The sequence below is a fragment of the Lysobacter hankyongensis genome (genome assembly GCF_039543145.1).
Classification (GTDB): Bacteria; Pseudomonadota; Gammaproteobacteria; order Xanthomonadales; family Xanthomonadaceae; genus Lysobacter_I; species Lysobacter_I hankyongensis.
Genome location: NZ_BAABJE010000001.1, coordinates 826,121 through 850,955, shown reverse-complemented (window position 1 = coordinate 850,955; position 24,835 = coordinate 826,121). Strand labels below are relative to the sequence as shown.

Annotated in this window: 15 protein-coding genes; 11 read left to right on the top strand and 4 right to left on the bottom strand. The window is 66.8% G+C overall.

Features of this window, described 5'->3' with window-relative positions; all coding sequences use genetic code 11:
- The 5 genes from ABD974_RS03855 to ABD974_RS03835 form a co-directional block, all read left to right on the top strand.
- On the top strand, nucleotides 1–1,543 hold a 1,543-nt coding region (locus tag ABD974_RS03855), incomplete at its 5' end, for a M4 family metallopeptidase (RefSeq protein ID WP_345301922.1).
- A gap of 98 nt (nucleotides 1,544–1,641) precedes the next feature.
- Nucleotides 1,642–3,741 carry a TonB-dependent receptor plug domain-containing protein gene (locus ABD974_RS03850; protein WP_345301921.1) on the top strand — a complete coding sequence of 700 codons (2,100 nt, stop codon included), beginning with the start codon at nucleotides 1,642–1,644 and terminating at the stop codon, nucleotides 3,739–3,741.
- 13 nt (nucleotides 3,742–3,754) lie between these two features.
- Nucleotides 3,755–4,600 (top strand): DUF4097 family beta strand repeat-containing protein, encoded by an 846-nt coding sequence (locus ABD974_RS03845; protein WP_345301920.1) that lies wholly within the window; start codon nucleotides 3,755–3,757, stop codon nucleotides 4,598–4,600.
- A 152-nt stretch (nucleotides 4,601–4,752) separates the two neighbouring features.
- A complete protein-coding gene (locus ABD974_RS03840; RefSeq protein WP_345301919.1) occupies nucleotides 4,753–7,620 on the top strand; it encodes a proprotein convertase P-domain-containing protein in 2,868 nt (955 codons plus the stop codon).
- Nucleotides 7,621–7,863: 243 nt separating this feature from the next.
- A complete protein-coding gene (locus ABD974_RS03835; protein WP_345301918.1) occupies nucleotides 7,864–10,629 on the top strand; it encodes a PKD domain-containing protein in 2,766 nt (921 codons plus the stop codon).
- Between the two features lie 53 nt (nucleotides 10,630–10,682).
- Here the strand turns inward: ABD974_RS03835 and ABD974_RS03830 are convergent, their stop codons facing one another.
- Nucleotides 10,683–10,997, bottom strand: coding sequence for a hypothetical protein (locus ABD974_RS03830; RefSeq protein WP_345301917.1), 315 nt, complete (start codon nucleotides 10,995–10,997; stop codon nucleotides 10,683–10,685).
- A 340-nt stretch (nucleotides 10,998–11,337) separates the two neighbouring features.
- Here ABD974_RS03830 and ABD974_RS03825 point away from each other — a divergent pair, with 340 nt between their 5' ends.
- The 5 genes from ABD974_RS03825 to ABD974_RS03805 all read left to right on the top strand — a co-directional run bounded on the left by ABD974_RS03825 (nucleotide 11,338) and on the right by ABD974_RS03805 (nucleotide 20,539).
- The gene (locus ABD974_RS03825) at nucleotides 11,338–12,885 is read left to right on the top strand and encodes a S8 family peptidase (RefSeq protein WP_345301916.1); all 1,548 of its coding nucleotides are present in this window, start codon (nucleotides 11,338–11,340) and stop codon (nucleotides 12,883–12,885) included.
- Between the two features lie 248 nt (nucleotides 12,886–13,133).
- Nucleotides 13,134–15,056 (top strand): M20/M25/M40 family metallo-hydrolase, encoded by a 1,923-nt coding sequence (locus ABD974_RS03820; protein WP_345301915.1) that lies wholly within the window; start codon nucleotides 13,134–13,136, stop codon nucleotides 15,054–15,056.
- A 536-nt stretch (nucleotides 15,057–15,592) separates the two neighbouring features.
- Nucleotides 15,593–17,611, top strand: a complete 2,019-nt coding sequence (locus ABD974_RS03815; RefSeq protein ID WP_345301914.1) for a proprotein convertase P-domain-containing protein — start codon at nucleotides 15,593–15,595, stop codon at nucleotides 17,609–17,611.
- A gap of 393 nt (nucleotides 17,612–18,004) precedes the next feature.
- Entirely contained in the window at nucleotides 18,005–19,690 is a 1,686-nt protein-coding gene (locus ABD974_RS03810) for a hypothetical protein (RefSeq protein ID WP_345301913.1), read from the top strand.
- A gap of 144 nt (nucleotides 19,691–19,834) precedes the next feature.
- Nucleotides 19,835–20,539, top strand: a complete 705-nt coding sequence (locus ABD974_RS03805) for a GntR family transcriptional regulator (RefSeq protein WP_345301912.1) — start codon at nucleotides 19,835–19,837, stop codon at nucleotides 20,537–20,539.
- Between the two features lie 102 nt (nucleotides 20,540–20,641).
- On the opposite strand, the gene ABD974_RS03800 is transcribed toward ABD974_RS03805, so the two are convergent.
- A complete protein-coding gene (locus ABD974_RS03800) occupies nucleotides 20,642–21,823 on the bottom strand; it encodes a S1 family peptidase (RefSeq protein WP_345301911.1) in 1,182 nt (393 codons plus the stop codon).
- A 505-nt stretch (nucleotides 21,824–22,328) separates the two neighbouring features.
- Here ABD974_RS03800 and ABD974_RS03795 point away from each other — a divergent pair.
- Nucleotides 22,329–23,693 (top strand): M20/M25/M40 family metallo-hydrolase, encoded by a 1,365-nt coding sequence (locus tag ABD974_RS03795; RefSeq protein WP_345301910.1) that lies wholly within the window; start codon nucleotides 22,329–22,331, stop codon nucleotides 23,691–23,693.
- 217 nt (nucleotides 23,694–23,910) lie between these two features.
- On the opposite strand, the gene ABD974_RS03790 is transcribed toward ABD974_RS03795, so the two are convergent.
- Together ABD974_RS03790 and ABD974_RS03785 are read right to left on the bottom strand one after the other, a co-directional pair.
- Entirely contained in the window at nucleotides 23,911–24,399 is a 489-nt protein-coding gene (locus ABD974_RS03790; RefSeq protein WP_345301909.1) for an asparaginase domain-containing protein, read from the bottom strand.
- A gap of 84 nt (nucleotides 24,400–24,483) precedes the next feature.
- Complete coding sequence (locus tag ABD974_RS03785) at nucleotides 24,484–24,831, bottom strand: DUF2069 domain-containing protein (protein ID WP_345301908.1); 348 nt, start codon at nucleotides 24,829–24,831, stop codon at nucleotides 24,484–24,486.
- Between the last annotated feature and the right edge of the window lie 4 nt (nucleotides 24,832–24,835).

Here is a 24,835-nt window from a genome sequence, read left to right as displayed (position 1 = left end):
CGGCACCAACTACGGCAAGTTGGACGTGACCCAGTCGGGCACCACGTGCACGATGAACAACCCCAACGTGAAGACCGTGAACCTCAACGGCGGCACGTCCGGCACCACGGCGTTCTCGTACACCTGCCCGCGCAACACCGTGAAGACCATCAACGGCGCGTATTCGCCGCTGAACGATGCCCACTACTTCGGCAGCGTGATCTACAACATGTACCAGGCCTACATGGGCCAGGCGCCGCTGACCTTCCAGCTGACGATGCGCGTGCACTACAGCACGAGCTACGAAAATGCGTTCTGGGACGGTTCGGCGATGACCTTCGGCGACGGTGCGACCACGTTCTATCCGCTGGTCAGCCTCGACGTGGCCTCGCACGAGGTCTCGCACGGCTACACCTCGCAGAACTCGAACCTGACCTATTCGGGCCAGTCGGGCGGCATCAACGAAGCCTACTCCGACATCGCCGGCGAAGCGGCCGAGTACTACATGAAGGGCACCAACGACTTCCTCGTCGGCGCCGACATCTTCAAGGCGACCGGCGCGCTCCGTTATATGGCCAACCCGCCGCAGGACGGTCGTTCGATCGGCAACGCCGCGAACTACACCGCCGGCATGGACGTGCATTACTCGTCGGGCGTGTACAACAAGGCGTTCTACACCCTGGCGACGACGGCCGGCTGGAACACGCAGAAGGCGTTCCAGGTCTTCGCGCGCGCCAATGACCTGTACTGGACCGCGAGCACCGACTTCAACCAGGGCGCCTGCGGCGTGCAGACCGCGGCCACGGATCTGGGCTACACCGTCGCCAACGTCACCGCCGCCTTCACCGCGGTCGGCGTGGCCTGCGGTGGCACCCCGCCGCCGCCGCCGCCGGTCACCACCCCGCTGACCAACGGCGTGCCGGTCACCGGCCTCGGCGCGAGCACGGGCAATTCGCTGAACTACTCGCTGGTCGTGCCCGCGGGCGCCACCAACCTGACGTTCACGACCTCCGGCGGTACCGGCGATGTCGACATGTACGTGAAGTTCGGCGCCGCGCCGACCGACACGGTCTACGACTGCCGTCCGTACACCGGCGGCAATGCCGAAACCTGCACCTTCGCCACGCCGTCTGCCGGCACCTACTACGTCCGTCTGAAGGCCTACTCGACCTTCTCCGGCGTCAGCCTGGTCGGCAGCTACACGACGGGCGGCGGCGGTGGCGGTACGACGTACACCAACACCGCCGACTACACGATCAGCGACAACGCCACGGTCAGCAGCCCGATCACCGTCTCCGGTCGCACCGGCAACGGTTCGGCGGCGACGCCGGTGGCCGTGAACATCGTCCATACCTACAAGGGCGACCTGGTGGTCGATCTGGTGGCGCCGGACGGCAGCGTGTACAACCTGCACAACCGCACGGGCGGCAGCGCCGACAACATCGTCCAGACCTACACGGTGAATCTGTCGAGCGAAGCCCTGAACGGTACCTGGAACCTCCGGGTGCGCGATGCGGCTGCAGGCGACGTGGGTTACATCAACAGCTGGAGCGTGACGTTCTGATCCGCTTCCGCGACCCCTCCCCGCCGATGGCGGGGAGGGGTTCGCTTTTGTAAGAACTGCGACATTTTTTCGATGGCAAGAGAGATATTCCGGACGATATGCGCAATACAACGACGATGATGGTGCTGACGGTGCTCGCGTTCTCGATCGGCCAGGCGATGGCTGCGGGGAACGGCGGAGCGAATGGCGACATGACGGGCGAGTGCCGCGGCGACGATGCCGCCTGCCTCGACACCGTGCAGGTCACCGCGACCAAACGCCCCGAATCCACGCTCGACGTGCCGGCGGCCACCACCATCGTCGGCGGCGCGCGCCTGCGCGAGACCGCACCGCAGACGCCGATGGACGCGCTGCACGGCGAAGTCGGTACCTTCGTGCAGCAGACCACGCCGGGGCAGGGCGTGGTGATCGTGCGCGGCCTGAAGGGTTCGGAAGTGCTGCACCTCGTCGACGGTTTCCGTCTCAACAACGCGATCTTCCGCAACGCGCCCAACCAGTACATCGCGCTGGTCGACGGTCAGAGCCTGGACCGCATCGAAGTGGTGCGCGGCCCCTCCAGCACGCTGTACGGCGGCGACGCCATGGGCGGCGTGGTGCAGATGCTCACGCCCGAACTGCGTTTCGAGGGCAACGACTGGCAGTGGAACGGACGACTGCGCGCGATCGCCGGCAGCGCCGACGATTCGCTGATCGGTCGCGCCGAACTCTCGGGTGGCCGCGAGGGCATGGGCTTCTCGCTCGGCGTCACCTCGCAGGAAGTGAACGATCTGCGTTCCGGCGATGGCGAAACCCGCCCGTTCACCGGCTTCACGCAGCGCAGCGCCGATTTCAAGTGGCAGGGCGACATCGCGCCGGGCCACGAACTGATGTTCAGCCTGCAGTATTCGCAGCAGCCGCGCACGCCGCGGCACGACGCGCTGGTGCCCGGTTTCGGGCAGACCGCGCCCGAGAACGCGATCTTCTTCTTCGAGCCGCAGGAGCGCCGCTTCGCGCAACTGCGCTGGCGCATCGATGCGCCGAACGCGCTGTTCGACGATGCCGAACTGCATCTCGGCCGCCAGGTCATCGTCGACGATCGCCGTACCCGGGCGACCGGCACGCCGAATCTGGAGCGCGAATACAACCGCGACACCACCACCGGCATCACCGGCCAGTTCGGCAAGAGCCTCGGCAGCGAACACCACCTGAGCTACGGTTTCGAGTTCCATCGCGACGTGGTCGATTCCGCCAAGACCCGCGTCAACGTGAACACCGGCGCCTTCAGCGTGCGCGCGCCGCGTTTCCCCGATGGCTCGACGATGCGCAACTGGGCGATCTATGTCGGCGACGACTGGCGCCGCGGCCGTTTCGATCTGAATACCGGTTTGCGCTACAGCAAATACGACATCGAGATTCCCGCGGGCGCCGGTGCGCCGGGCGTGTCGCTGTCGCCCGACGATCTCACCGGCAACATCGGCATGGCCTTCGAGCTGTCGGAGTCGACCCGCATCGTCGCCAATCTCGGTCGTGGTTTCCGCGCCCCGAACATCTTCGATCTCGGCGTGTTCGGCCCGCGCCCGGGCAACCGATTCAGTTCGCCGAACCCCAACCTCAAGCCCGAGAACGTGATCAGCCTCGACGCCGGCCTCAAGTTCGGCGGCGAGCGTTTCAGCGGCGAGATCATCGCCTTCCGCTCGGAGTACCGCGACAAGATCACCAGCGTGCTCACCGGCAACATCGTCGACGGCGCGCTGGAAGTGCAGAACCGCAACGTGACCCGGCTCGACCTGTGGGGCATCGAGGCCGGCGCGCGTTACCGCATGCCGTCGCCGGATCTCGAACTCTACGCCACCGCCACCTACACGCGCGGCGACGAAGACACCGACACCGGGACCATGCCGGCGGATCGTGTGCCGCCGCTGTTCGGCAAGCTTGGCGCGCGCTGGCAGTTGCGCGACACCCTGAGTGTCGAGGGTTACGGCCTGTACGCCGCGGGGCAGGATCGTTTGAGCGCGCGCGATCTGATCGATCCGCGCGTCAATCCGAACGGCACCGCCGGCTGGGGCACGCTCAACGCCCGCGTGGCCTGGCGCGCGTTGCCTGCGCTGGAACTGTCGCTGCGCGCCGAGAACCTCGCCGACAAGCACTATCGCGAACACGGCTCCGGTCTCGACGAGCCGGGTCGCAATTTCATCCTCACCGCCGATTACCGTTTCTGAGGTCGCCCATCGCATGCGCCATTGCATTTCGTCTCCGCTGATCCGTTCCTTCGCGCTTGCGGCCATCGTCGCGGGCGGCGCTTTCGGCTTCGCGCCCATGCCCGCGGTCGCGCAGTCCGAAGAAGCGCTGCCGACCATGCCCGAACCGACCCGCCTGGACGTGAGCTTCAAGCTGCCGGCCGGGCAGGCGATCCGGGTCGACAACGCCTACGGCAGCGTCTACATGCGCTTCGGCGGCTACGAAGATCAGCTCGACATCCGCGCCACCATCCAGCAACCGAAGGACGCGGCCGAATTCACGTTCCAGCCGGGCGCGCGGGACGGCCGTTTCGTGGTCGTGCCGACGCTGCCCGAAGGCTCGGCATTGGCCGAGGGCCAGCGCGTCGATCTCGTGCTGTACGTGCCGAAGGGACATCCGGTGACGGTGCGCACCGGTTTCGGCGTCATCGAAAGCCGCGGCGTCAAGAGCGATCTCGACCTGACCACCGCGTCCGGCGACATCGCGGTGCGCGGCACCGACGGCACGCTGCAGGCGCAGAGCGGCGAGGGCCGCATCGACGTCACCCTGGAGGACGGCGCGCGTCCCGGTTCGATGCAGCGTCTGGCCAGCCGCACCGGCGTGGTCTCGGTGAACGTCAGCGACAAGCTCGACGCCGAGGTGACCCTGTCGACCTCGCAGCAGTTCGCGACCGATTACTCCCTGGACGTGCGCCATCTCGACGGCCAGGAACCGAACAAGCGCGCGACCGCCGTGGTCGGCTCGCCCAAGCCGGGCAAGCAGAAGGCGGAGGTCGTGCTCGAAAGTCTGGGCGGGGAAGTGCGCCTGCAACGCAAGGGCGTCTTCGTCGATCCCGAATAAGCGGCATCCGATCGCGGCCGTCGTGTGGGACGCACGGCGGCGCGACGAGATGACGCATGTCGTGCCGTAGTTGTGTTCGTTTCGAATCTTCGTTCGGGATGTTGCATCGAACGAATCTGTTGCATTCCCATCCAAGCGTTGAGGACTCAGCAATGAAACCAGTGACATTCAAGGGCGCGTTGAAAGCGGCGGCGATCATGCTGCTGCTGCCGTGCGCCGTGATGGCCGCGCCGCCCACGCGCGACGAAGCCAAGAATCCCGGCCGGCCGCAGATCGGCCAGCCGGTGACGCCGCAAAGCATCAACGTCGACCTTCGCAATCTGCCGAAGGCGAAGCCGTGGACGCCCGGCATGGGCATCCGTGAAGCCCACCGCCGCCAGTACCGTCCGATCGGCAGCGTGCTGCCGCACGCGCCGGCCAGCAAGGCGACCGCGGTCGATCGCCTGCCCGAACTGCAGGACCTGTGGGACAAGAGCCCGAACGGCCGCCGCAGCAAGGCCGCGCTCAGCAGCCGCGTCAGCATCAACAACCCGAACACCGGCGTCAGCCCGGGCGACCCGGTGGTCGAAGTCGGCGCCAACCACGTGATCTATGCGGTCAATGGTTCGTCGACCACGTTCAAGGTCTACGACAAGGCCGGCACCCTGATTTCGGGCCCGACCTCGTTCGGCTCGCTCGCCGGTTCGGTCACCGCCTGCGCCACCGATCGCGGCGATCCGCTGGTGCATTACGATCGTCAGGCCGGCCGGTGGTTCATGCTCACGATGGGCAACTCGAACATGTGCACCTTCGTGTCGAAGACCTCCGATCCGGTGACCGGCGGCTGGTGGGTGTACAACTACCCCACCCCGACGATGCCCGACTACCCGCACTGCGGCATCTGGAACGACGCCTACGTCTGCGCCTCGAACGAAGGCAACGCCCAGGTCACGCTGTACGCGTTCGACCGCGCGAACATGCTCAACGGCGCCACCGCGCGTTCGGCGCAGCGTTTCCAGACGGTCAGCAAGCTGCCGGGCTACGGCTTCCAGATCCTGACCCCGTCGACCTTCTATGGCACCACCGCCGCGCCGGCCGGTCGCAAGCAGATCATCGCGCGTCACCGCGACGACGAAGCGCACGACGGCGCCAGCGCCAACGCCAGCCAGGACTTCATCGAGCTGTTCGAACTGAACCTCGACTGGAACACCCCGGCGAACAGCAGCATCACCACGCTGCCGCGCGTCGCGATCACCGAGTTCAACAGTTGGTTCACCAACTACTCGACGTTCGCCACCGTGCCGCAGCCGGGTTCGACCTCGAAGCTCGACCCGATCCGCGAAGTGCTGCTCAACCAGCTCACGTATCGCAACATGGGCTCGTACGAAGCCATCGTCGGCACCCTGGCGACCAACCAGAACGCCGCCCGCACCGGCACCGTGGTCGATTCCGGCATCCGCTGGTTCGAACTGCGCAAGGTCGGTACCGGCGCCTGGACGCTGCATCAGGAAGGTACCTTCAGCCCGGGCGACACCAGCACCCATCACCTGATGGGTACGGCCGCGATGGACAAGTTCGGCAACATCGCGCTGGGTTACAACGTCACCAAGACCACCGCGACCACCAAGTTCCCGACCCTCGGCTACACCGGCCGCACCGCCGCCGACCCGGCCGGCGTGATGTCGCTGGGCGAAAATGAAGTCGCGATCGGCGCCGCGGTCGAAACCTCGGGCCGCTGGGGCGATTACTACCAGATGACCGTGGACCCGGTCGACGACTGCACCTTCTGGTTCGTCGGCATGTACCGTCCGTCCGGCAGCTGGCAGACCCGCATTCAGGACTTCAAGTTCCCGGCCTGCAGCGGTACGCCGACGTACTCGATCTCCGGCACCATCACCACCAGCGCGGGCGCCGGCATCAACGGCGTGAGCGTCAGCAACGGCACCGCCAGCACCACGACGAACGCCAGCGGTGCCTACACGCTCTCGGGCGTGGCCAACGGCACCTACACGCTGACCCCGTCGCTGAGCGGCTACACCTTCTCGCCGGCCACCCGCAGCGTCACCGTCAGCAGTGCGAACGTCACCGGCCAGAACTTCACCGGCACGCCGCCGGCGAACGTGCCGCCGGTCGCGAACTTCACGTTCACCACCAGCGGTCTGACCGCCACGTTCACCGACACGTCCACCGACAGCGACGGCAGCATTGCTTCCAGAAGCTGGAACTTCGGCGACGGCACCACTTCCACCGTGACCAGCCCGAGCAAGACCTACTCGGCGGCCGGCACCTACACGGTCACCCTGACCGTGACCGACAACGGCGGCGCCACCAACACCAAGTCCAGCTCGGTGACGGTGACGGCAGGCGGCGGCGGTACTGTGCTGACCAAGGGCGTGCCGGTCACCGGCCTCACCGCGACCACCGGCAATTCGCTGAACTACACGATGGTCGTGCCCGCGGGCGCCACCAACCTGACGTTCACGACCTCCGGCGGCACCGGCGATGCCGACATGTACGTGAAGTTCGGCGCCGCGCCGACCGACACGGTCTACGACTGCCGTCCGTTCGCCGGCGGCAATGCCGAAACCTGCACCTTCGCCGCGCCGTCGGCCGGCACCTGGTACGTCCGTCTGAAGGCCTACTCGACCTTCTCCGGCGTCAGCCTGGTCGGCGACTACACCACGGGCGGTGGTGGCGGTACGCAGACGTACAGCAACACCACGCCGTTCGCCATCGGCGACAACACCACGATCAACAGCCCGATCACGGTGTCCGGCCGCACCGGCAACGCCGGAACCGCGGTGCCGGTCGCGGTGAACATCACCCACACCTACAAGGGCGACCTGAAGGTGGATCTGGTGGCGCCGGACGGCAGCGTGTACGTGCTGCACAACCGCACCGGCGGCAGCACCGACAACATCATCACGACCTTCACCGTGAACCTGTCGACCGAGGCCCTGAACGGCACGTGGAATCTCCGCGTGAACGACAACGCCGCGGGCGACACCGGCACGCTGAACAGCTGGAGCATCACGTTCTGAGCATGATGGTGTCTTGAAGCAGGAAGAGGAGCCCCGGCGCGAGCCGGGGCTTCTCGTTTCGCAATACATGCGACGCCGGCGAGATAATGTCGCCGGTGTCTTTGAGGTATCGTCCGGCATGGTGCCGGCCGACGAGGGGAATCGGTGACATCGCGGTCTGAGACATCCGTGACACCCCATCCATGGAGTGAGGACGCAACAATGAACGCATCGAGATTCAAAACCGTTTTGAAGACTGCGGCCGTGCTGCTGTTGCTGCCGTGCGCAGCGATGGCGGCACCGCCGAAGGACGGCGAGGCGACCAGGGTCACCCGCCCGCAGATCGGCCAGCCGGTCACCCCGACCAGCATGAACACCGATCTGCGCAATCTGCCCAAGGCCAGGCAATGGGTTCCGGGCATGGGCATCCGCGAAGCGCACCGGCGCCAGTATCGTCCGATCGGCAGCGTGCTGCCGCATGCCCCGGCCGACAAACCGACCGCCGAGGATCGCCTGCCCGAGCTGCAGCAGATGTGGGACGAAAGCCCGGCCGGCATCCGCGCCCGCACGCGCGTGAAAGCCGCGATCCGCGAGCGCGTCAGCATCAACAATCCGAACACCGGCGTGAGCCCCGGCGATCCGGTCGTCGAAGTCGGCGCCAATCACGTCGTGTACGCCGTCAATAGCGGCGGTTCCGGCACCTATTTCAACGTCTACGACAAGACCGGCGCGCTGGTGGCCGGCCCGATCACCTTCGGTTCGCTCGCGCCTGCGGGCTCGGCCTGCGCCAGCGACGGCGGCGACCCGATCGTGCTGTACGACCGTGAAGCCGGGCGCTGGTTCATGCTCGCGCTGGACAGCTCCAACCTCTGCACCTACGTCTCGAAGACGTCCGATCCGGTGACGGGCGGCTGGTGGGCGTACAACTATCCGACGCCGACGCTGCCGGATTATCCGCATTGCGGCGTGTGGAACGATGCCTACGTCTGCGGCGACAACGAAGGCGGCGCGCAGATCAGCCTGTACGCGTTCGATCGCGCCAACATGCTCAACGGCGCCACCGCGCGTCCGGCGCAGCGTTTCGCCAGCATTCCGAAGCTCGCGGGCTACGGTTTCCAGATGATCACCCCGGCCACGTTCTACGGCAGCAACGCCGCTCCGGCGGGTCGCAGGCAGATCGTCGCCCGTCACCGCGACGACGAAGCGCACGACGGCGCCAGCGCCAATGCGACCCAGGATTTCATCGAGCTGTACGAGATGAACATCGACTGGAACACGCCGGCGAACAGCAGCATCACCACGCTGCCGCGCATCGCGATCACCGAGTTCAACAGCTGGTTCCGCAACTATTCCACCTTCGCCACCGTGCCGCAGCCGACCTCGACCACCGCGCGGCTCGACCCGATCCGCGAAGTGCTGCTCAACCAGCTCGTCTATCGCAACATGGGCACGCACGAGGCGATCGTCGGTACGCTCGCCACCAACCAGGATCCGGCACGCACCGGCACCGTGGTGGATTCCGCCGTCCGCTGGTTCGAACTGCGCCGCAACGGCAGCGGGCCGTGGACGTTGTTCCAGGAAGGCACGTTCAGTCCGGGCGACGCCGAAACCCATCACCTGATGGGCACGATCGCCATGGACAAGTTCGGCAACATGGCGCTGGGCTACAACGTCACCAAGACCAGTGCGCCGACCAAGTTCGCCACCCTGGGCTACACCGGCCGCACCGCCGCGGACGCGCCCGGCGTGATGTCGCTGGGCGAGAATGAAGTCGCCGTCGGCGCCGCGGTCGAAACCTCCGGCCGCTGGGGCGACTACTACCAGATGACGGTGGACCCGGTCGACGATTGCACCTTCTGGTTCGTCGGCATGTATCGCCCCACCGGCGGCTGGCAGACGCGCATCCAGGACTTCAAGTTCCCGGCCTGCAGCGGCGTGACCACCTACACGATCTCCGGCACGATCACCTCCACCGCCGGCGGCGGGATCGCCGGCGTCACCGTGAGCACCGGCAGCAACAGCACCACGACCAGCGCCACCGGCGCCTACACGCTGTCGGGCGTCGCCAATGGGACCTACACGCTCACGCCGTCGCGTGCCGGTTACGCGTTCTCGCCGACCAGCCGCAGCGTGACCATCGCCGACGCCAACGTCGCCGGGCAGGACTTCACCGGCACGCCGCCGCCGAACGTGCCGCCGGTCGCGAACTTCACGTTCACCACCAGCGGTCTGACCGCGACCTTCACCGATACGTCCACCGACAGCGACGGCACCATCGCGTCGCGCAGCTGGAACTTCGGCGACGGCACCACGTCGACCCTGACCAACCCGACCAAGACCTATGCCGCATCGGGAACGTACTCGGTCGTGCTGACGGTCACCGACAACGTCGGCGCCACCAGCTCCAGGACGACCGCGGTGACCGTGGTGGCTCCGAACGCGCCGCCGGTGGCGAACTTCACGTTCACGACCAGCGGACTGACCGCGACCTTCACCGACACCTCCACCGACAGCGACGGCAGCATCGCGTCGCGCAGCTGGAACTTCGGCGACGGCACCACGTCGACGGCGGCCAACCCGGTCAAGACCTACGCCGGTTCCGGGACGTATTCGGTGACCCTCACCGTCACCGACAACAGCGGCGCGACCAACGCCAAGACCAGTTCGGTGACCGTGAACGCGCCGGGCACGCAGACCTACACCAACAACACCGACTATCCGATCGCCGACAATGCGACCGTCAACAGTCCGATCAAGGTGAACGGACGCAGCGGAAACGCGCCGAACAACACCCAGGTGGCGGTCAACATCCTGCACACCTACATCGGCGATCTGAGGGTGAGCCTGATCGCGCCGGACGGTACCGCCTACGTGCTGCACGATCGCACCGGCGGCAGCGCCGACAACATCATCACCACCTACAGCGTGGATCTGTCGACGGAAACGATCAAAGGCACCTGGCGGCTGCGCGTCAACGACAACTCCAACGCCGATACCGGCCGCATCGACAGCTGGAGCATCACGTTCTGATTCTGTCGAATGGGTTCTGTCGAACTGTTTCCGACGAATCCATTCTGTCGAAATCACTTTTCGGAATGATCGAAACCCCGGCGAAAGCCGGGGTTTTTTTCATGCCGTTCCACCCCGTGACGGCGGATCGGCGTCGCCGCGTCGCGCACGCGCTGCGCGGTCATGCGTTCTGCAATGCGTCCAACGCGCGAAGCGTTGAAAATATCGCGTCGGAATGCGCGCGAAGAGGGCTGGATCCGCGCGATTCCGCGAGTTCGTCCGAGGTCGGCGGTCGATCGAAGCGCGATGTAGAAAAGCGCACGAAACACGGGGTTTCGTTCGTGTTTCCACGCGTCGTCGCACATGCCGCGAAAACGTTTTCTTCGCACGCGATGCGGATCTTTGGATACGCGGATGTATGTTCCCGTACGGAAGATGCGCGGCGCATCGCATGCGCGTCGATGTTGCGACGCGGCTTGATCGCGTGGTGGAACTCGCATAAGTTCGACGAGCGGATTCGGGGGAAAAACGCAGCATCAACGGCGACCGCGACACGAGGTCGCATCGCCGGCTCACCACGTCTGGAGTCACGCGCCTTGCGTGTCCGGCGAGTGGGTCAGAAACGATCCGCACAATGCGCACCGCGTCCTGTTCCCTGCCGCCCCCGCGGCAAGACCCGCGCTGCGTATCCACAACCATCTGCCATGACCATCCGTTGAAGGAGTGACCGTGAACCGTCGAGTCTCGTTGTTGTCCGCAGCCATTGGTGCCTCTCTCGTTATCGCATCCGTCCCGGCCTTCGCCGGCGAATTCCGCGCCGCGCGCAATCCCGTCAAGGGCCAGTACATCGTCGTGCTGAAGGACGGCACGGCCAGCCTCGCCAGCGAGCGCAGCAGCGCGCCGCGCGTGGCCGATGTCGCCAACGGCATGGCCGGCAAGCATCGCGCCCGCGTCGTCCGCAGCTTCGATCGCGCCCTCCGCGGCTTCGTGGCGCAGGCCGACGACGCGGCGCTGGCCCGCCTGGTCGCCGATCCCAACGTCGCCTACGTCGAAGAAGACGGCTACGTCTCGATCAACGCCACCCAGACCGGCGCCACCTGGGGCATCGACCGCGTCGACCAGCGCAATCTGCCGCTGAGCGGCTCGTATACCTACGACACCACCGCGGCCGGCGTGCATGCCTACATCATCGACACCGGCGTGCTGCTGTCGCACAGCCAGTTCTCGGGCCGCATCGGCAACGGCTACGACGCCGTCACCTCCGGCGGCAACGCCAACGACTGCAACGGCCACGGCAGCCATGTCGCGGGGACCGTCGGCGGCACCACCTACGGCGTCGCCAAGGGCGTGACCATCCATCCGGTGCGCGTGCTCGGCTGCACCGGCTCCGGCACCAACTCCGGCGTGATCGCCGGCATGGACTGGGTGGCCAACAACCACGTCAAGCCCGCGGTCGCCAACATGAGCCTCGGCGGCGGTGCTTCGCAGGCCACCGACGACGCGGTGCAGCGCATGGTCGCCGCCGGCGTCACCGTGGTGGTCGCCGCCGGCAACGACAACAGCAACGCCTGCAACTACTCGCCGGCGCGCGCCACGAATGCGATCACGGTCGGTTCGACCACCAGCACCGACGCGCGCTCGTCGTTCTCGAACTACGGCACCTGCGTCGACATCTTCGGCCCGGGCTCGTCGATCACCTCGGCCTGGTACACCAGCAGCACCGCGACCAACACCATCAGCGGTACGTCGATGGCGTCGCCGCATGTCGCGGGCGTCGCCGCGCTGTATCTGGCCAGCAATCCGTCGGCCACGCCGGCGCAGGTCACCAGCGCGATCATCAACGCCTCGACCCCGAACAAGGTCACCAGCCCGGGCACGGGTTCGCCGAACCGTCTGCTGTACTCGCTGTTCGGTTCGAATCCGCCGCCGCCGACCGGCCAGACCTACACCAACAGCGCCGACTACACGATCAGCGACAACGCCACCGTCAGCAGCCCGATCACGGTGTCCGGTCGTACCGGCAACGGCTCGGCGTCGACCCCGGTGGCGGTGAACATCGTCCACACCTACCGCGGCGATCTGGTGGTCGATCTGGTCGCGCCTGACGGCAGCGTCTTCAACCTGCTGAACCGCTCGGGCGGCAGCGCCGACAACGTCAACCAGACCTTCACGGTCAACCTGTCGGGCGAAGCCTTGAACGGTACGTGGAACCTGCGCGTGCGCGACGCCGCCGGCGGCGACGTGGGTTACATCAACAGCTGGAGCCTGACGTTCTGATCCATCCGGGGGACGCCTTCATCGCCGACCCCGACTCGACGCCTCCCGCCCTGCGGGAGGCGTCTTCGTTTGCGGCATGGCGCGGGCTGCGCCATCCGTGACCTGCGTCCGCATGCCGGCATCGACGCCGGCGATGCGGATGCGCACAATCGACGGGCGACACGGGGCAGCGCAGGACGGTCCGGCCGTCGGCGATCGCGTCGCCATCCATCATTCATCGGCGCAAGCCGAACTCAGGGAGAGAGCACATGAGAATCGCAGGCAAGCTGCTGGCGCTGTTCGCCGGCACCGTCGTCGCGTGCGGGTCGGTATCCGCGCAATCGTCGGCACCCCTCTCGCATGCCCACGCGCATGCGGACGCCGAGCTGGCGTCGCTGCGGCTGGAGCGCGACCCGCTCACGCCGGTCTACGTCGTGATGTCGAGGAACAGTTACGAGGGCATGCGCGACCTCGTGCCCGCGGGCGTGACCAAGGCCGACAGCGCGGGCACCGCATTGATCGTTTCGAAGATCCGCGCCTATCAGCTCAGCCAGGTGTCTGAACGCATCCACGTCCGCGAGCAGCGCTGCGGCGGCTTCTTCGCGTTCGCCAGCCAGGCCGAGGCCGATGCCTTCGTGCGCAACGATCGCTCGGCGCAGGGCGTCGCGCGCAAGGCCGCGCTCGCCGCCTACACCATCGACAATCAGGCGACGGTCGACCCGTGGCTGTCGCTGGTGCAGCATACCAACATCTACAACACCATCAACACGCTGTCGACGTACCAGAACCGCTACTACGCCAGCACCACCGGCCGCACCTCGGCCGAATGGATCCGCACCACCTGGCAGGGGCTCGCGGGCAGCCGTACCGACGTGACGTCGGAGCTGTCGACCTGCAGCACCTGTTCGACCCAGCCGTCGGTGATCCTCACCATCCAGGGCGCGGAACTGCCGGGCGAAATCGTCGTGCTCGGCGCGCATCTGGATTCGATCAACGGCAGCGCGGGCGCTAGCCTGACCCAGCGCGCGCCCGGCGCCGACGACGATGCCTCGGGCATCGCGACGCTGACCGAAGTGCTGCGGATCGCGATGGCCAACGGCTGGCGGCCGAAGCGCACCGTGAAGTTCATCGGTTACGCCGCCGAAGAAGTCGGCCTGCGTGGCTCGAACGCGATCGCGCAGGCGCACCGCACGGCGAACGCGAACGTGGTCGCCGTGCTGCAGCTGGACATGACCAACTATCGTTCCGGCGGAACCGTGGACATGCGTCTGGTTTCGGACTACTCGAACGTCGACATGAAGGCGTTCCTGACCAATCTCTTCGACACCTATCTCGCGCCGCGCGGCATGACCCGGGGCACCTACACCTGCGGCTATGGCTGCTCCGATCACGCGTCCTGGACCAGCGCCGGTTATCCGTCGGCGATGTTCTTCGAGGCGGGCACCGGCGCCACCTCGGGCTCGTCGTACAACCCGTACATCCACACCGCCAACGACACGCTCGCGAACACGGGCAATTCCGCGCAGAACAGCGCCAAGTTCGCGCAGCTCGGACTCGCGTTCCTCGGTGAGGCGGCGAAGACCGCGGGCGCCGGCGGCAATGCGGCGCCGGTCGCCGGTTTCACCTCCACGGCCAGCGGGCTCACCGTGGCGTTTACCGATTCGTCCACCGACAGCGACGGCAGCATCGTGTCGAGGAGCTGGAACTTCGGCGACGGCACCACGTCCACCGCGACCAATCCGTCGAAGACCTACGCGACGGCCGGCACCTACACGGTCGCGCTGACCGTCACCGACAACGGCGGCGCCAGCAACACGCTGAGCCGTTCGGTCACCGTCGGCAGCGGCGGCACGCAGACCTACACCAACACCACCGACTATCCGATCGCCGACAACGCGACCGTCAACAGTCCGATCGTCGTGTCCGGCCGCAGCGGCAACGCGGGCACGGCCGTGCCGGTCGCGGTGAACATCGTCCACACCTACAAGGGCGATCTGAAGGTCGATCTGGTGGCGCCGGACGGCAGCGTGTACGTGCTGCACAACCGCAGCGGCGGCAGCGCCGACAACATCGTCCAGACCTTCACGGTGAACCTGTCGACCGAAGCGTTGAACGGCACGTGGAACCTGCGCGTGAACGACAATGCCGCGAGCGATACCGGCTACATCAACAGTTGGAGCGTGACGTTCTGATCTTCCGACGTCGCCGTGCGACCGGGTCCCGGCATGCGCCGGGGCCCGATGCATGCACTGCATGCGCATGGTGCGTTGCGACAAGCATGAATGCCGACGAAGCGTTTCCTGAATCTGTGACGCGACGTGTTTTTTGCGGCTTGCAACGCGCGGGCTTGCTGTTAGCGTGGCGATGCCGCACCGTCCTTCCGGCGACGGTGGCGGCAGTGTCGTCGTAGCGGCAAGGATCGCCCTGCAACGTGTCCGCGCATGCGGAGCGCTGCGTTCCGGCGATACTTCTCCGCGCCGCCGTCGCTTCATGGCATCGAGATTCAGGCATCGCGAGCGGACGGTGGTTTTCGTCGCGCGCATCACGCCCGCGAACGGACGCCCGCGAACGGACGCCCGCGAACGGATCGATCGCGCAATGGCATGCTTGCGGCCAATCGCATCTGCCGGCCCATGTTTCGAACACGTCGATCGGCGCAGGATGCGCAAGCGGTCCGACCCGGTATCCCGCACCGACGGCACGACCCCATCAACGAGGAGTGAGTGCGATGAAAGGAATGGGTTATGCCTTTGTCTTGTGGGCGGCGTCCGCCGCGGCGATCGCCGCGCCACCTGACCGTCCGGCGATTTTCGATCATTCGATCCAGCCGCTGGGCAGCGTGCAGGTCAGGCGGATGCCTGCTGTCGACGTGCCGGGTCTTGTCGCCGAGGATGCGCAGCGCGAACTTCGTGGCCTGCCTTTGCGCTATGCGCAGCCGATGCGCGTCGATCTGACCCCGGCGAACGCCGGTGCGTGGGAAATCCTCGATCAGGACCACATGGTCTGGCGTCTGCGAGTGTCGTCTCCCGGTGCGCTGTCGCTGAACTTCGGTTTCGGCGAGTACCGCATGCCCGAGGGCGGTCGCCTGCTGGTCTATCCGGCCACGCAGACGGCGACCTCCGATCCCGATGACGTGCGCACGTTCACGTCCGCCGACAACGAATCCCATGGCCAGCTGTGGACACCGGTGGTGCCCGGCGATCAGGCGGTGATCGAAGTGGTGGTGCCGCGCGCGCGGCAGGCCGAACTCGGGCTGCGTCTGGTCCAGGTCGGTCACGACTACGTCGGCTTTCGTCGGCTGGCGTCCCGCAGCAGCGGCGGCGGGTTCGGCACGCTCGGCACGTCCGGCAGTTGCAATGTCGACGTCGCATGTCCGGAAGGCGACGCCTGGCGCGACCAGATCCGCTCCGTCGCCGCGATCTCGACCGGCGGCAGCCTGTTCTGCACCGGCAGCCTGCTCAACAACACGGCGAACGACCGGAAGATGTATTTCCTCACCGCCAATCACTGCGGCATCACCGCGTCGAACGCGGCCTCGCTGGTGACCTACTGGAACTACCAGCACTCGGTGTGCCGCGTGGTCGGCAGCACCGCCAACGGGCAGAACGGCAACGGCGTGCTCACCCAGAGCCTCACCGGCGCGTTCTTCCGTGCGTCCTACGCCGCCAGCGATTTCACCCTGGTGGAACTCGACGATCCGGCGCCTGCCGCCTACAACCTGTTCTGGAACGGCTGGGACCGCCGCAGCATCGATTTCACCGGCGCCACCGGCATCCATCATCCCAACGGCGGCGAAAAGCGCATCACCCATTCGACCACCGCGACCCGGACCACGAGCTACGGCGGCGCCAGCACCAATCCGACGTCGCCCGGCGACGGTACGCACATCTTCGCGCGCTGGATCCCGGGCATCGGCGTGACCGAGGGCGGTTCGTCGGGCTCGCCCCTGTACAGCCCCGAGAAGCGCGTGATCGGTCAGTTGCATGGCGGCCCGTCGTCCTGCTCGGCGGCCGACAACGCCAAGGCGGACTACTACGGTCGTGTATCGGTGTCGTGGACGGGCGGCGGCACCAATGCCACCCGCTTGAGCAATTGGCTCGATGCCGGCGGCACCGGCGCGCAGACCCTGGACGGCGTCGGCGGCAGCGGAGTCACGTATTCGATCTCCGGCACCGTCACCACCAGCGCGGGCGCCGGCATCGGCGGCGTGACCGTGGGCACCGGCAGCGTCAGCGCCACCACCAACGCCTCGGGCGCCTACACCCTCACCGGCCTGGGCAACGGCACCTACACGCTGACGCCATCGCTCGGCGGCTACACGTTCTCGCCGACCAGCCGCAGCGTGACCGTGAGCGGCGCCAACGTCACCGGCCAGAACTTCACCGGCACGCCGGGCAGCGGCGGCACGCAGACCTACACCAACACCGCCGACTATGCGATCGCCGACAACGCGACCGTCAATAGCCCGATCGTCGTGTCCGGCCGCAGCGGCAACGCGGGCTCGGCCGTGCCGGTCGCGGTGAACATCGTCCACACCTACATCGGCGATCTGAAGGTGGATCTGGTGGCGCCGGACGGCAGCGTGTACGTGCTGCACAACCGTACCGGCGGCAGCGCCGACAACATCGTCACGACGTACACCGTGAACCTGTCGACCGAGGCGCTGAACGGCACGTGGAACCTGCGCGTGAACGACAACGCCAATGCCGACACCGGCTACATCAACAGTTGGAGCGTGACGTTCTGATCCCGGATTGCCGGCGCTGAACCACGGAACCCCGGCATGCGCCGGGGTTCCTGCGATCGGATTCGATCCTCGGAACGCGCGCACCGCGATTGCTGCGGCGCACAAGACCCGCGAGCAGGCCGATCGGCAGCGCATGCCGTCCGTCTCGGAGGCGAATCGAATCAATCACTTCGACAGTATCGATGCGTATCCGCAGGCCGTTGGGCGGGACGCGATTGACGGCAGGGCGCGCTGCCGTATACGTTCGAAGAGTGTCGGCGGAACGGGGGTTCGCCAGCCGACCATCGAAGTCGATCGTATTGCTGCATCTCATGCGCGCGGCCATCCGTGCCGTAGGCGCGTGTTCGTGATGTCTGGTGATTGAATCCAAGGGGAGTTCCGATGAAGTCAACGATGTTCTCCGCTTCCGCGAAAGCGGCGGCGATCCTGCTGCTGGCGCTGCCGTGCATCGCCGCGGCTGCACCGATCAAGGGCAAGCCCGCACCCTCCAGCCGACCGATGGTGGGCAGCCCGGTCACCGCGCACAGCGTCAACGTCGACGTGCGCAATCTGCCGAAGGCGGAGGAGTGGCGCCCGGGCATGCCGATCCGCGAAGCCCATCGCCGCCAGTACACCCCGCTCGGCAGCAAGTTGCCGCACGCGCCGGAGACCAAGGCCACGGCTGTCGACCGTCTGCCCGAACTGCAGCGGATCTTCGACGACAGCATGCCCAGCCGCCTGCGCACCAAGAGTGCGGGCAGCCGCGTCAGCATCAACAATCCGAACACCGGCGTCAGCCCCGGCGATCCGGTGGTCGAAGTCGGCACCAACCACGTGATCTATGCGGTCAACGGCGTCACCACGACCTTCAAGATCTACGACAAGGCAGGCAATCTGGTCGCGGGTCCGACCAACTTCGGCTCGCTGGCCCCGGCCGGCAACGCCTGCACCAGCGATCGCGGCGACCCGCTGGTCTACTTCGATCGTCAGGCCAGCCGCTGGTTCATGCTGACCATGGACGACGGCGGCGTCTGCACCTTCGTCTCCAAGACCTCCGACCCGGTGACCGGCGGCTGGTGGTTCTACCGCTACGCCACGCTGGCCTTCCCGGACTACCCGCACTGCGGCATCTGGAACGACGCCTACGTCTGCACCACCAATGAAGGCAGCATCGCGGGTGCCGACGTTTACGCGTTCGATCGCGCGAACATGCTCAACGGCGCCACCGCGCGTGCGGCCCAGCGCTTCAACAGCGTGCCGACGCTGCCGGGCTACGGATTCCAGATCCTCACGCCGTCGACCTTCTACGGCAGCACCGCCGCGCCGGCGGGCCGCAAGCAGATCCTCGCCCGCCATCGCGACGACGAGGCCCACGATGGCGCCAGCGCCAGCGGCACCCAGGACTTCATCGAACTGTTCGAGATCAACATCGACTGGAACACGCCGGCGAACAGCGGCATCACCGCACTGCCGCGGATTCCGATCACCGAGTTCAACAGCTGGTTCGTCGACTATTCGACCTTCGCCACCGTGCCGCAGCCGACCACCAGTCGTTCCAAGCTCGATCCGATCCGCGAAGTGATCCTCAATCAGCTGAGCTATCGCAACTTCGGCACGCACGAGTCGATCGTCGGCAGTTTCGCGACCAATCAGGATCCCGGCCGTACCCGCCGCAGTCTGGTGAATTCGGGCATCCGCTGGTTCGAACTGCGTCGCGTGGGCAGCGGCAACTGGGCCCTGCATCAGGAAGGCACGTTCGGCCCGGGCGATGCCAATACGCATCATCTGCTGGGCACTCTGGCGATGGACAAGTTCGGCAACATCGGCATGGGTTACAACGTCACCAAGACCAGCAGCCCGACCGTGTTCGCATCGCTGCGCTACACCGGCCGCACCGCGTCCGACCCGCTGGGCGTGATGTCGCTGGCCGAAACCACCGTCGCCGCCGGCGCCGCGGTCGAGGGTTCGGGCCGCTGGGGCGACTACTACCAGACCACGGTCGATCCGGTCGACGATTGCACCTTCTGGTTCGTCGGCATGTACCGTCCGAACGGCAGCTGGCAGACCCGCATCCAGGATTTCAAGTTCCCCGGTTGCTGAGTCGCGCTCGATCGTTTGCGACACCCGGAACCCCGGCTTCGGCCGGGGTTCTTCTTTCGCGGTCACGGGTTTGCTGTAGGCTGTCGGTGCGCCTGCCGTTCGCGGCATCGCGTGCAGTCCCTTCCCCCAGGGCTCGAGTCAGCGATGAATACCCGATTGAAGCGTTCGCCAAGTCGTACGCAGGACCGCATCGCGGTCCGGCCGCTCCAACGCACCATCAGTGCCCAGATCGCGAAACTGGTGCGGCAGCGGATCCTGTCCGGGCACTACGCCGGCGGCGCGCAGTTGCTGCAGGACGCCATCGCCGCCGAATTCGGCGTCAGCAAGATTCCGATCCGCGAAGCCCTGGTGCAGCTCAGCGCCGAAGGGCTGGTCGACATCCAGGCCCATCGCGGCTTCCAGGTGCGTTCGATGTCGCTGGCCGAGGCCGAGGAAGTGCTCGGACTGCGATTGATGATCGAGCCCCAGATCTGCGCCGAGGGCGCGCGTCTGGCGCGCCACGAGGATCGCGTCGAGGCCGAGGCCGCGCTGGACGCGCTCAATCGCCGGGTGACCAGCCGACGGATGGACGAAGCGGGCGAACTGAATCTCGCGTTCCATCTCGCGTTGACGGTGCCGCGGCTGCAGCCGATCGCGACCGAGATCGTCAGCCGCCTGCTCGCGATCTCGCAGCGCTATTCGCAGGTACACATGGCGGTGCCGGGCCGCGCGACCCGTTCGATCGAGGAACACACCGCGATCTTCAAGGCCTGGGAAGCGGGGCGCAGCAAGGATGTCGCGCGCCTGATCCGCATCCACATCGAGGAAACGCGGGACGATCTGGTCGAAATGCTCAAGGACAGCGGTTGATCCACAGTCCGAAGCTTCGCTCCGTACCCGCACGAAAAAACGCCCCGGAGATCCGGGGCGTTTTCGTGTCGGGTACCGCATGCCGCATGCCGCATGCCGCGATCAGCCGAGCACCAGACTCAGGCCGTAGGCGCTCAGCAGCGGATTGATGCGCTGGTAGTAGCTCACCGGATTGGCCACGCCGCAGTTCGAGTACGGCGGCGCCGAACCGTAGAGCTGGCCACCGGAACTGACGCCCTGCGCCTGGTTGCCGGAGATCCACGAGCCGCCGGAATCGCCCTGGGTGAGGCAGGCGTTGGATTGGCGCAGGCCGTACACCGGGCCGGTCGAGTAGTTCACGGTGACGTTGGTCGCGGTGATGGTGCCGCAGCGCCAGCCGGAGGCGTACCCGGAACGGCAGACCGCGGTGCCGACGCCGTATTCGGTGCTGCCGCGCACGGCGACATTCGTGCCGTTGTAGCGGTTCACCCCGCCGACCAGCGTGTCGCTGCTGCGCACGGTCGCCCAGGCGCGATCGTTGGTCGGGAAGCTGCTCGACTGCACCGAACCGACGGTGACGCCGCCGATGCGCACCGTGGTGCCGGCGGCGCCGCAGTGGCCGGCGGTGGCGAAGCCCTTGGTGGCGCCGCGGGTGACCGAGAAGCCGATCGAGCAGGAACCGCCGCCCGACTGGTACTGGTTGCCGCCGACGACGCTGGCGGCCGGCATCGCGGTACCGGCATCGATCTCGAAGCGCACGGCAGCGACATCGGCGCTGCTGACGGCGACGAAATCCGCCGCTTTCAGCATCGCGCCCGGCGAGACCTTCACCACCACGCTGTTGCTCGGCAGGTCGATGTACCAGGACTGCACGCCCTGCAGTTTGCCGGCGTCGCGCGCGCGGGCGCGGACATCGTTGAGGCTGGCCAAGCTGTCTTCCAGCTGATGCAGCGAATGGCGGAACTGGCGGACTTCGGCGCCGGACACCCGGGCCGCCTTCGCGGCGGACGTGGTGGCGACCACCGGACGGAATTCACCGTCCGCGCCGCGCTCCAGCCACGTGCCGGCGTAGTGCGCGCCGAGCGCGCGCTCGGCCTGCGCGGCCTTCGTGCGCGCCTGTTCCTGCGCGCGGAAATAGCCGGGCAGTTGTTCCGCGGAGATGCCGAGATCGCGCTCCATGGCGGCGGCGAGTCTGGCGTCGATGCGGGCGCCGCGCTCCGCGGCGCCGGTGGTGGCGGAGAAGGCGATGGTGGCGAGGGCGACGGCGATCAGCGTCTTGCGACCCACGTATTTCGATGCGGACATTGAATCACTCCCGATGCAATGAAATGGATGAATGGAACGTTCGGATTTCCTGAACGTGTTCCCTGAACTCTTTCCCTGAACTTCTCGATCGAACGCGTGCCCGGTGGTCGTACGCCAGCGGGGGAGCCGGGCGTCGGCATCATGGGTATATCGTATACGTCAATATCTTGAACGCCGTCTAGGAATCCGAATCCAGCGCGCAGCGCGGGTATGACGATGCGGAATATCGGCGACGCCTGCGGAATAAGGCTTTTTGCGCTGCATCAAGTGGGCGGCGTACGGTATCGGGCGGCATGTCCGCGCGATCGGAAGCGCCGATCGAAACGTATACGTCAATGGAGATCAACGCGAAATTCAGATCCTGTGCCGCTGCCGACCCGGGCGGCACGGTCGATCCACCGCGATGCGGCGTATCATCGCGCAGCGACGGACGGGCGCTCCGCGGAAGCGGAGGCGCCACGCCGATGACGCACCGGAGAAACGGCACCGGAGAGACAAGATGATCATGCGCAGACTCGCTTCCATTTTCGCCGTCGGCGTCCTCGCGTTCGCGATGCCCTGCGGCGCGCAGGGCCTGCGCCAGCAGGCGAATCGCGACGCCGCCGACGCGCACGCGAGGCGCCATGCCGAAAGCGATCTGACCTCACTGCGCCTGGAGCGCGACCCGACCGCTGCGGTGCATCTGGTCATGTCGCGTCGCACCTACGAACAGATGCCCGATCTGGTGCGTGGCGGCCTGGCCAAGCGCGACAGCACCGGCGCTGCGCTGATGCTGGTCGAAACCCAGGCACGACAGCTCAGCCGCATCTCCGAACGGATCCACCAGCGCGAGCGGCGCTGCGGCGGTTATTTCGCGTTCGCCAGCCGCGCCGATGCCGAAGCCTTCATCCGTGCCGATCTTTCGCAACAGGCCAAGAACAGCCCGGCGGCGAAGATCCGCTACACCATCGACAACGCGACCACGGTCGCGCCCTGGCTCGATCAGGTGCAGCACGCCAACATCCACGCGACCATCACGCATCTGTCGAACTATCAGAACCGCTATTACGCCAGCAGCTACGGCCGGCAGTCGGCGGAGTGGATCCAGAGCACGTGGATGGCGCTCGCCGCGGGCCGCAGCGACGTGACGTCCGAGCTGTTCGCCTGCGCCACCTGTTCCACCCAGCCTTCGGTGATCCTCACCATCCGCGGTCGCGAGATCCCGAACGAGGTCGTGGTCCTGGGCGGGCATCTGGATTCGATCAACATCAGCGGCGGCGGCGTGGGCCAGCGCGCGCCCGGCGCGGACGACGACGCCTCGGGCATCGCTACGCTCACCGAGATCCTGCGCATCGCCATGGCCAGCGGCTGGAAGCCCAGACGCACGGTGAAATTCATGGGTTACGCGGCCGAAGAAGTGGGCCTGCGCGGCTCCAACGCCATCGCGCAGGCGCACCGCGCCGCGAGCGCGAACGTGGTCGCGGTGCTGCAGTTCGACATGACCAACTACCGGGCGTCGAGCAGCGTCGACATGCGTCTGGTCACGGATTATTCGAACCTGCCGCTGCAGACGTTCCTCAACACGCTGTTCGATACCTATCTCGCGCCGCGCGGCCTGACCCGCGGTCTCGATACCTGCGGATACGCCTGTTCCGATCACGCCTCGTGGACGTCCGCGGGTTATCCGGCGGGCTTCTTCTTCGAGGGCGGCGGTGCCGATGGCCGCGCGTTCCCGCTCATCCACAGCACCAGCGACACGCTCGCGAACATGGGCAATTCCGCGCAGAACAGCGGCAAATTCGCGATGCTGGGGCTGGCCTTCCTCGGCGAAACCGCCAAGACCTCGGGGCTCAACACGCTTCCGGCGCGCGCCGCGGCGAGCGGTCGGTAGAGACCTTCAGACCGCTCTACCGAAACCCCGAGAATTCATTTGCACCAGCCGCAGGCGCGGCCCGGATGGCGTCGTGCTTGATGTGCTGCATGGGCCGGCCTTCAGGCCGCTGCTCTTCGCGAACAATGCAGCGACCTGAAGGTCGCTCTACCAAGGACGGGGGTTCATCATCACCGGCCGCCGGCATGGCCTGATCGTCGCGCTTCTGGTGCTGCGCTCAGCCCGCCGCTTCGAAGCGGTTGGCGGCGACGTTCTTGCGCACTTTCAGCGGATCCCAGATGCGGCCGTTCATCGCGATGTAGACGCCGGGCGGCAGCGACTGCACCGCGCCGACCGCGGTGCCGATGTTGAATTCCGCGTCGGAGCCGCGGAAGCGCGCCGGATTCAGTGCGCCGGTGAGGACGATGGTCTTGTCGGCGATGCTGCTCAGCACCTTCGCGGTGTCGACCATGGTGTCGGTGCCGTGGGTGACCAGCACATGGCGCGTGGGCTGCGCCGCGATCGCGGCGCGCAGCAGCTCGCGATCCTCGGCGGTGATGTGCAGCGAATCCTTGCGGATGATCGGGATCACGTTGAAGCGGAAGGCGACGCCGAGTTCTTCGAGGATGCGGCCGATCTGCGGCTCGCCGACCTGATAGTCCGACTTGTCGTCGAAATAGATCTTGTCGATGGTGCCGCCGGTGGTGACGATGAGCAGCTGTTCCATGGGGCGCCGTGACGGTCGGTTCGTGAGCGCGGAAGTATAGACCCGGCCCCGGTGGCGGTCACCGTACGCTGCGGTCAGCGTCGGTCAGCGGCGTTTCGCGAAGCGTCCGCGCAGTCCCGAAGCGTTCGCGGCGAACACCGTCACGAGGGCCAGCACGACTTCGATCAGCGCGAACGCGCGGGTCTCCGGATGCGTCCAGGCCGACATCACCCCGTGCGAGAACCAGGCCAGCGCGAACACGCCGGCCCAGAACGGCGCCGTGCGCCGGCGCGCCAGCGCGCCCAGCGCCAGCAGCAGCGGCGGCAGCGCGAACACCACCAGCGCCGCGACGCGGTGCCTGTCGTCGTGGAACCAGGCCGCGTACAGCGCGACCAGGCCGAGGAGGGCGCCGATCAGCGCAATCCGCTCGTGGCGGCGGGTGTTGTCTGTCATGGCG